This window comes from Haliscomenobacter sp. (assembly GCF_033763495.1).
In the GTDB taxonomy this organism is placed as follows: domain Bacteria; phylum Bacteroidota; class Bacteroidia; order Chitinophagales; family Saprospiraceae; genus Haliscomenobacter.
Genome location: NZ_JANRKL010000174.1, coordinates 21,836 through 30,021, shown reverse-complemented (window position 1 = coordinate 30,021; position 8,186 = coordinate 21,836). Strand labels below are relative to the sequence as shown.

7 protein-coding genes are annotated in these 8,186 nt (G+C 47.8%); 2 read left to right on the top strand and 5 right to left on the bottom strand.

All coding sequences use genetic code 11. The annotated features are described in order from the left end of the window. Window positions 1-169 precede the first annotated feature (169 nt). The 3 genes from SFV55_RS18755 to SFV55_RS18745 form a co-directional block, all read right to left on the bottom strand. On the bottom strand, window positions 170-1,348 hold the full coding sequence (locus SFV55_RS18755; RefSeq protein ID WP_320031071.1) for a Gfo/Idh/MocA family oxidoreductase: 1,179 nt from the start codon (window positions 1,346-1,348) through the stop codon (window positions 170-172). Window positions 1,349-1,435: 87 nt separating this feature from the next. Next, complete coding sequence (locus tag SFV55_RS18750; RefSeq protein WP_320031070.1) at window positions 1,436-2,008, bottom strand: pentapeptide repeat-containing protein; 573 nt, start codon at window positions 2,006-2,008, stop codon at window positions 1,436-1,438. An 8-nt stretch (window positions 2,009-2,016) separates the two neighbouring features. Then, window positions 2,017-3,147 carry a glycosyltransferase family 1 protein gene (locus SFV55_RS18745; RefSeq protein ID WP_320031069.1) on the bottom strand — a complete coding sequence of 377 codons (1,131 nt, stop codon included), beginning with the start codon at window positions 3,145-3,147 and terminating at the stop codon, window positions 2,017-2,019. 387 nt (window positions 3,148-3,534) lie between these two features. On the opposite strand from SFV55_RS18745, the gene SFV55_RS18740 reads away from it, so the two are divergent. After that, window positions 3,535-4,833 carry an AAA family ATPase gene (locus SFV55_RS18740; protein ID WP_320031068.1) on the top strand — a complete coding sequence of 433 codons (1,299 nt, stop codon included), beginning with the start codon at window positions 3,535-3,537 and terminating at the stop codon, window positions 4,831-4,833. 17 nt (window positions 4,834-4,850) lie between these two features. Next, window positions 4,851-5,423 (top strand): hypothetical protein, encoded by a 573-nt coding sequence (locus SFV55_RS18735; RefSeq protein WP_320031067.1) that lies wholly within the window; start codon window positions 4,851-4,853, stop codon window positions 5,421-5,423. A 33-nt stretch (window positions 5,424-5,456) separates the two neighbouring features. On the opposite strand, the gene SFV55_RS18730 is transcribed toward SFV55_RS18735, so the two are convergent. Beyond that, the gene (locus tag SFV55_RS18730) at window positions 5,457-6,218 is read right to left on the bottom strand and encodes a tetratricopeptide repeat protein (protein WP_320031066.1); all 762 of its coding nucleotides are present in this window, start codon (window positions 6,216-6,218) and stop codon (window positions 5,457-5,459) included. Then, window positions 6,202-8,148: an OstA-like protein gene (locus SFV55_RS18725; protein WP_320031065.1), complete on the bottom strand. Its 1,947-nt coding sequence runs from the start codon at window positions 8,146-8,148 to the stop codon at window positions 6,202-6,204. The genes SFV55_RS18730 and SFV55_RS18725 overlap by 17 nt, the downstream gene beginning before the upstream one ends. Between the last annotated feature and the right edge of the window lie 38 nt (window positions 8,149-8,186).

Here is an 8,186-nt window from a genome sequence, read left to right as displayed (position 1 = left end):
GGAAAATTTCCACTGACGCAAAATTCCTTACCAGCCATTGGACGACCCCCAGGCGAATTTCGCCGGGTTTCAGTTCAGTAGCGTTTCTCATTCCGGATGAAAAAGACGGTTAATTGTGACGTGCAAAAATACTGGAATTTAAGGGGATATGCAAATGGAAAATTTGAGGTTACAAAATCGGGTACTTAAACGTTGACACCAACTTCACCCTTTTCCCCGTACTCGCCGATTTCCGGGCCGCCTCAATCACCTCCAACACATGCAAAGCATGTTCCGCCTGAATACGCGGCTCGCCACTTGCCCCGGCCATGAACTCAGAGATGACGGTAGCCCCCATTTGCCATACATAGGCACCTGGATCGGGCACATGGCGCACCGTTTTTTCGTTTTCCATCGTGGCCATATCTACACCGAAGGGTGCCCAATCGTAGCCGATCAGGTTCATGTTGCCGCCGCTGCCCCAAATGGAGATGGTCGGTTTTTCCTGGCCTTTCCCTTCGTGCCCATAGGGGTCAAAATAGTTGAAGCCACACTGCACACTGGAAATGATGCCCTTGCCGTGATCCATGAGTACCACTGCATTGTCTTCGGCTACCACATCGATTTCCCCTTTGTTGTCGGTTTTGCGTTTGGGGGTCACAATGCTGGTCATGGCCGTGATGTATTTGGCCGGGCCTAAGAGCCCCGTCAATGTAGCGAGATTGTATACGCCTAAATCGGGCAAACTGCCACCACCTTTTTCATAAAAAAATGCCGACCAATGTGGCCCCAAATGCCCGTAATGTGCATGTGCAGCGGCAATACGTCCCAGTTTTCCTGCCTGGATTTGTTGGGCCATAAAGGCAAATTGGGGGCTATTGACCACCGCTGGCGCGCCCCAAATGCGCAAACCCTTGGATTTAGCCAGATCGAGCAGCGCCTTACCTTCGGCGTAGGTATTGGCCATGGGTTTTTCGCTCCATACATTGCGGCCAGCCAGCAGGGCCTGTTTGTTGAGCCGACCGTGCTCCTGCATGTCGGTGAGGTTGAGCAGCAGGTCGAAGGGCTCGCCAGCCAGTAGTTGGTCGATGTGTGGGTACCAATGTTTGATGCCGTATTGCTCGGCGGCTTTTTGTGCCCGTTCTGGAATGATGTCACAAGTGCTGGCCAGTTCCACATGGGGCGACTTGGAAATGTGGGGCAGGTATTGGGTAGAGACACTGCCACAACCAATTATACTGACACGTACTTTTTTGACCGGTAGTGGGCTGCTGGCTTGCAAAAGGCCAGGGGCAACTACACTGGCCGCACCCACTATCGCCGTTTGTTCGATGAACTGGCGACGGGATAATTTTTTAGGCTTGCTCATGATGCAGGTATTGAGTTGAGAAGTGGGTAGAGACGCAAGATCTTGCGTCTCTAAGTCATGTTTTCCTGATGTTTTCCTGAACGCTCATCATTCCACGATAATACCATATTTTCCTAAAAGTCCGATGATGTTTTGGCGAGAAAATTTTGCTTTTTTGATGCGGTTAAAACTGGGGTCAATGGAAAAATTGTGCGCAGTACGTAGGTCCGCCCCTTCCAAAACGCTGTCTTCAAAAACGGCAGCATTCAGTTCACAATTGTCAAAAACGGTATTGCTCAAATCCGCTTCCACAAAATCGACCCCTTCCAAATGGCAGTTTTTAAATAACGTTCCGGGGATTTTCAACTGATAAAAAGCACTGTAATTCAGGGTGCAATCGCTAAAGGAAAAGGACAGCAAAAAAGGATTGCAATAATCAAAGTGTAAGCCCAGCAGTTTACAAGCCTTGAATTCCACTTCCCGAAAAGTACATTGGTTCAATTTGGCCATGCTGAAATCACAATCGACAAAGCTGCATTGGACAAAGGTGAATTTGGACAAATCCACTTTGGCAAACACACATTGGGAGAACGTACAAGCTTCGTATTCGCCTCGTAGCAAAGTTGTTTCGCTAAAATTTTCCCCGGTAAATTCGATTTTGTGCTGGTAAGTTTCGTCCATAAATATGGCTAATCTAGACCTAAAAGGCCGGTATACAAATCCATCATTTCTTCAGTAACCACTTCACCCTTAAAGTTTTGGGCGTATTCAAGGCCGGCTTTGACCATGTTTTTTCGAAAAGCATCGTCGCCCAGGATGCGCTCTATTCCGGCGGCGATTTCAGCGGGTTCCTCGGGGTCGACCAGCCAGGAAGCTGGCCCCGCTGCTTCGGGCAAGGAGGACACTTTCGAACTGATCACTGGAGTGTGGCTGAACAAGGCCTCTATCACTGGAATGCCAAAACCTTCCCAGCGGGAGGGGTATAAAAAAATCCGCGCTTTTTGGAAAATGGCGGGCAGATCATCGTTGCTGACCTGGGTGAAAATGACCCACTCTTTCAGGCCCGCTTTTTGCAGAAATTCCAGCACTTGAGCCTTGTATTCTTTGCCCTGACCAATGACGACCAAGGGAATGCGCATGCTTTGGGGCAATTGAGCCATGGCTTGTACAATGCTGAGCAGGTTTTTGCGCTCAGAAATGGTACCCACATAAAGCATAAATTCGGAGGGAAGCTGGTACCTGGCCAGAATAGGCTCGATCAATTTGGGTGATTTTTCCTGCATGAAACGTTCGTCGCAGGACTGGTAAATCACCTTGATTTTTTCGGGTTGAATGCCGTAAAAATGGACGATATCGGCCTTGGTACTTTCGCTGATCGCTACAATAGCATCGGCATTTTGGCAGGCATAACTGAATTTAAAGTCGTAGACCTGGCGGTCAAAAAAAGGATAATAATCGGGGCGGTGTTTGAACACCAGATCGTGAATGGTCACTACGGATTTGATGCGGGTGCTTTTGATGCCCAAGGGCAATTCATTGCTCAGGCCGTGGTACAACTGGATTTTGTGGCGCTTCAAGGCATACCGGATCGAGTAGCTCCGCCACAAAATGCGCTGGTATTGCGAAGGACTATAGGGCGTAAAAGAGGCACTACTGGTGAAAAACTTGGTGTCCGGCTTGCGCTCAATACGGGGAGAAAAGAGGAAATAAGCGTGGTCGGGGTAGTAATAGGACAGGTTTTTCAACAAGGTACGGCTGTAATTGCCTAAACCGGTGAAGTTGTTAAAAAGCCGTTTGGCATCGTAGCCGAAGCGCAACATGTAATGGGTTATTGGTTATGACCCATGAAGATAGTGGGTTCGGAGCGGAGTTGGGAGGATTTGGGGGAAATTATTTGTAGCGCCTGGAAATGAACCTAGTTTATAGGCCCGAACAACCCCAACCACGGCAGTGGTTGAATCTTGAATAGCCGCGGTCGTCCGCGGGTTTTAGCAGGGGGGGAGGATTTTTACAACCACGGCAGTGGTTGAACTGATCCGGGCAGAAATTCAACCACTCCCGTGGTTGTGGAAGCCTGGCGTTCCTTGGTGTCCGCGGACGACCGCGGCTATTCAAAATTGAATCGCTGCCGCGATTCTTGGGGTGGCACAAAAGTTGATGCGTTTTTGGGGTAAAAAGTGTATTTTTGTATGAAACAGATTTGAATTATGCCCATACTTCGCATCAATCAGCTGGAATTACAGCAGATCGGCCCTTTTGGCGATTTGACTTTGAATTTTCCCGAAAAACCTGCTGGGATGGAGGATAAGGCGGAGATTCATATTTTGACAGGGGAAAATGGAACCGGGAAGTCGACGATGTTGGAAATTATGACTCTAATTGGGATTGGAGATAAGCATTTTGAACCGACGATAAATAAACTTCGCCGATCCATAAATGCAAGAACTATTTTATCAATTTCCCCTGATTGTAATTTAGGTTTTTTTATAGCACCATTAAAAGAACAAGCCACCATTTTTAAGGAAACAACTAATTATCTGAATATTGCAAATAAGTATGTACGGCCATATCAGGAGTTTCCTAATTTACCGTTTGGGATCGCTTTTTTTGCTTATTCTGGCCACCGCCGATTTAATTCCACGACAATTATTGGTATAAAAGAGATTGAAAATCATCCGTTTGAGAATGCACTGGATTTCCAGCAATCCATTAACCCTGCAAATATTCTTCAATGGATTGCGAACAACAAGGCTGGCCAGGCTTTTGCCCATGTAGGAGGAGATACCCAAGAGTTGGATAAACTCCGTCAAATCATGAATAAGTTGGAAAACACCATTTCCGAAATCATCCAAAAATCTGTTCGTTTTCAAGTTAAGACAAAACCATATAATGTAGTTGTGGAAGTTGACGGAGAGGAACTAGAATTCAACCAACTCCCCGACGGCCTCAAAAGCATCATCTCCTGGATTGCCGACCTTCTCATGCGTATGGATCGCGTAAAATGGGAAAACGACACCCCCGTTTTCGAGCGCAACTTTATCCTTTTTCTCGATGAAATCGAAGTACACATGCATCCCGTCTGGCAGCGCAAAATTCTCCCTGTGGTACAGAAGCTTTTCCCCAATGCTCAAATTTTCATCAGTACCCACTCGCCTTTTGTAGTCGGTTCAGTAGATGGGGCCCGGATACATAAATTGGTGAAGCCGAATGGAGATAGCAAGTTGGCGGAGGGGTATCCCAAGTTGTCCGAGGATGGCAATAGTTTCCGGTATTGGTTGGATGAGGTGTTCGATGTATCGGCAGAATTTGGAATTGGCGCTGAAAATCAGTTGAAAGAATTTTATGCCCTCCGGGACGAAGTACTCAAAAGCAATGATGAAAATTTGAATAAAAAATTGCTCAGCAAAGGCCGTGAACTGGCTGAGCAAAGCACTGAATTGCACCAAATCATCGAAATGGAATTGCGCCAACTCAATCGCCGCAAATCACTTAGCCTGAGTATCTGATCAAGCTTGCATAAAACATGAAATACTTTAAACGTCAAGAGGAACCTGAGTTTTTGCAGCAAAATGCAGCGCGTTGGAATCAGCAATGGGCAGCGCTGAAAAGCCGGAACCCTGGTGCAACTTTTAATTGGTATCAATACAAAGGACAGCCTGTTAATCAATTGCTTCTTCCATTTTTAAAGCTTCAAAGTCAGAATCATTGCGCTTATTGTGATGCTTTTCCTTTACAGATTGGCGATGACACAATTGACCATTTTTGCCCTAAAAGTGTACCTGATTATTTCATGGAAGCTTATTCCTGGCGAAACCTGTATTGCGCCTGCAATCATTGCCAGACGGCTAAAATGGAAAGCTTTTCCACCGACCTGCTTCGCCCCGATGCACCTGATTATTCTTTTGAGCGATATTTTTTATACAACTATGCATCTCACGAAATAGAAGTGAACCCAAACGCTTCGCTCACAGATCAGAATAAAGCAGAAACAACTATTCGGATTTTCCAATTCAATTACCCAGAGAGAACCAACCATCTCAAGAAGGCATGCCTGGGAGCGCTGGACAAGACCATCTGTACAGGAGAAAGAACTTGAAGATTTCAATTTTCGTTTTATTTTTATTTGAAATCACCTAATCCTCCCCGTACTTTTCCCTTCCAACCAGCCTTCCTGACCATTGGCCAAACGCACCTTGTCCCAAGTCCCGATTTTGTCCAAATAGGCCACTTTGGTGCCCTCGTGCAGGGTCCGGATGGCCGGGCTCGCTTGCTCCGGCCCGATGCGTAAGGTCGCTTCCTTGCTTAGAATTACTCCACTGGGATTTTGATGATCATGCCAATAACTCAGGGCTGCGGCCAGCGCAACCAAAAAAGCCAGCGCCAATACCCCACGTGCTACCCAGGGCGTCCAAGGCGCAGCAGGTTTGCGGCGGATGTACCAAAACAAACCCATGCCCAACCAGATCAACACTCCGAAGGTAATGGCCCAGGCATTGGGGCGCATGATCCATTGGGGTTGTAGGAACCAGTCCCACCATTCGGGGGCGGCGCTGTGGTCGATTTGGTCGGTGAGTTCGCTGCGCACCTGTTCGAGGTTCCGTAGGGTGGCCTCGTCGGTGGGGTCCAGGCTGAGGGCTTTTTCGTAGTAGAGTACGGCTTTGCCGAGTTTACCTGCCCTAAAACAGGCGTTGCCCAGGTTGTAACACAAATCGGCATCGTGGTAGCCGCCCTGAATCAGTTTTTCATAAGCGCTTACGGCGTCGGCATAGCGGCTTTGCTGGTAAGCTTTTTGCGCTTGTTGGGCAATTTGAATGGGTGTTTGGGCAAAACTCAAATCGATACAGCCCAATACAAAAAGAAATACAATGCTCAGTTTATTGTTTTTCTTCATCACTGTTGATCTTGATGCGGTTAGCTGGAGCAATACGACTTTGGGGGCTAAGCACTACAAATATATCTTCACGTTTGCAGGGGCGGGAATCCACTTCCCAGCGGAAGCCTTTCAAACGCAATGTCCGGTGATTGGTCGTCCCCATCGGGCTTAGTACGGATTTAGGGTCGGTGATGAAGGTGATTTTTTCCACCGCATTTTGGGCTCCAAACCTGATCACCATCTCACTACATTCCGTTTTGTTGACCCCTACGTAGGCACCCGAATCATCTTTGGCGTAATAAATGACCTCGGCATTGCCAAAGGCGTCCATTCGTTTGAGGTTACTTTCCACAAAGTGGGAGACCACGTTTCGGGCCTTGATCTGGTTAAAATAAGTCCCATCCGAGATCACCACTATGAAGGAGTTACTCCGCATGATGATTTTATCAAGCTTTTTGTTCTTTAAAGTGAGGTAAATCGTATCGGCGGTAAACTGGCTGGTGTCCGACCAAACAATCGGATTGCCGTAGAGGGTAAACAAAGAATCGCGGGTAGAATACACCATCGAATCACACACGGCCTGAAAATCCTTTTTGTAAATCCTGGCATTGTGGAAAGCATGTAAAATACGGCTGGTGTCACTCTGCATGGTATCTTTTTGTACCACAGCCAGGGAATCATTTTTTCCCAAAGACAAACTATCCTTCCCTTTGCCAGGCAAACTATCGGCTTTTACTGCGAGGAGGGTATCGGCGGACAAAAACAAGGAATCTCCCTCCACAATGGTGATGAGTTCCGGTCGCCCTTTTGACCCACCCGAAGCTTTAAGATACCCATTTTTTTTGCCATAATCTGCCCGCATGGCATTGATGGAAAGGTCAGCGGCGGTATCGCGCCACATAACATTGCCAGTGGCCACGCCCAGGCCCGTTGCATCGTCAAAACCCATCTGGTCGGCTTCCATCAGGTTGGGCGGGTCACTCACATAGGTGCGGCCCAGGGTTTTAAAAGTGCCCTTTTTGCGGTTGTAGCTGATGACTTCAGAATTGATGTCCTGTTCTTTTTCGCGGTAGCGGGCGTTTCCTTGCAGGAAAGTGGTGTCCTGAAGTTCGTCGTAGCGAATCAGGTTGCCGATGGCCAAACGGGTTGAGTCCTCCACCCGGGCGTTGCCGCGCAAGGAGTAAATTTTGAGGTTGTCGTCGTAGGTGATGGTATCGGCTTCGGCTTGTTGGTCTTTTTTGACGTACTGGGCATTGCCCGAAAACTCAGCGCGGTTGTTGAACGTATCGTAAAAGCCGTCTTCACAATAGACTTTACTGCTGTCGTTGGAAATGACGGTTGGCCCTAGGAAATCGACGACTTTGGATTCGGTATTGTAGTTGAGGGAGTCCGCTTTAAGGCTAAACCGAGGGCCTACCGCAGTTACGTTTTCCCGAAACTGTGCTTGTTTGGTTGCCACATAATAATACCCCACTTTACTTTTTAAAGAGAGGGAGTCGCTGACCATGGTGGCATTGTTGGTGTAGTAGGCCACCCGGGTATCGGTGCGGTAGTCCAGGCGGCGGGTGTAGAGTTTGCGGTTGCCATTGATCAGAATGACCCGGCCCAGGAGGTTGGCGATTTTGGATTCGCCATCATATTGGGCTTCATCAGCAAAAATTTTGAGGGAATCCCCTTGCTGGATGACTACATTTCCGTAGGCGTAAACCTGGGTCTCGTTTTCCACAATTGCCGAGTCACAGTACATGTATACGCTGTCCTGTTTCAACTCAACTTTCCCTTTGAGGCGATTGATGGTTGTTTCGCCTCTGGTTTCATATACGGATTTGTCGGAGTAAAGTATTTTTACCCGACTGCCTTCTCTGCTCGCGCCGGGGGTCTGAGCTTGTATCTGGGCTATTCCGGTCAGCATCCACATCAATCCTAAAAGCCAAAGCTGCCTATACATTTCTTTTTACTTAGTAGTGGGGCAAAATGAACACTTGT

Bases quoted from the DNA above. Each gene is read 5' to 3' on its own strand.
- SFV55_RS18755 (WP_320031071.1), bottom strand. From the start codon at position 1,348: ATGAGCAAGCCTAAAAAATTATCCCGTCGCCAGTTCATCGAACAAACG.
- SFV55_RS18750 (WP_320031070.1), bottom strand. From the start codon at position 2,008: ATGGACGAAACTTACCAGCACAAAATCGAATTTACCGGGGAAAATTTT.
- SFV55_RS18745 (WP_320031069.1), bottom strand. From the start codon at position 3,147: ATGTTGCGCTTCGGCTACGATGCCAAACGGCTTTTTAACAACTTCACC.
- SFV55_RS18740 (WP_320031068.1), top strand. From the start codon at position 3,535: ATGCCCATACTTCGCATCAATCAGCTGGAATTACAGCAGATCGGCCCT.
- SFV55_RS18735 (WP_320031067.1), top strand. From the start codon at position 4,851: ATGAAATACTTTAAACGTCAAGAGGAACCTGAGTTTTTGCAGCAAAAT.
- SFV55_RS18730 (WP_320031066.1), bottom strand. From the start codon at position 6,218: ATGAAGAAAAACAATAAACTGAGCATTGTATTTCTTTTTGTATTGGGC.
- SFV55_RS18725 (WP_320031065.1), bottom strand. From the start codon at position 8,148: ATGTATAGGCAGCTTTGGCTTTTAGGATTGATGTGGATGCTGACCGGA.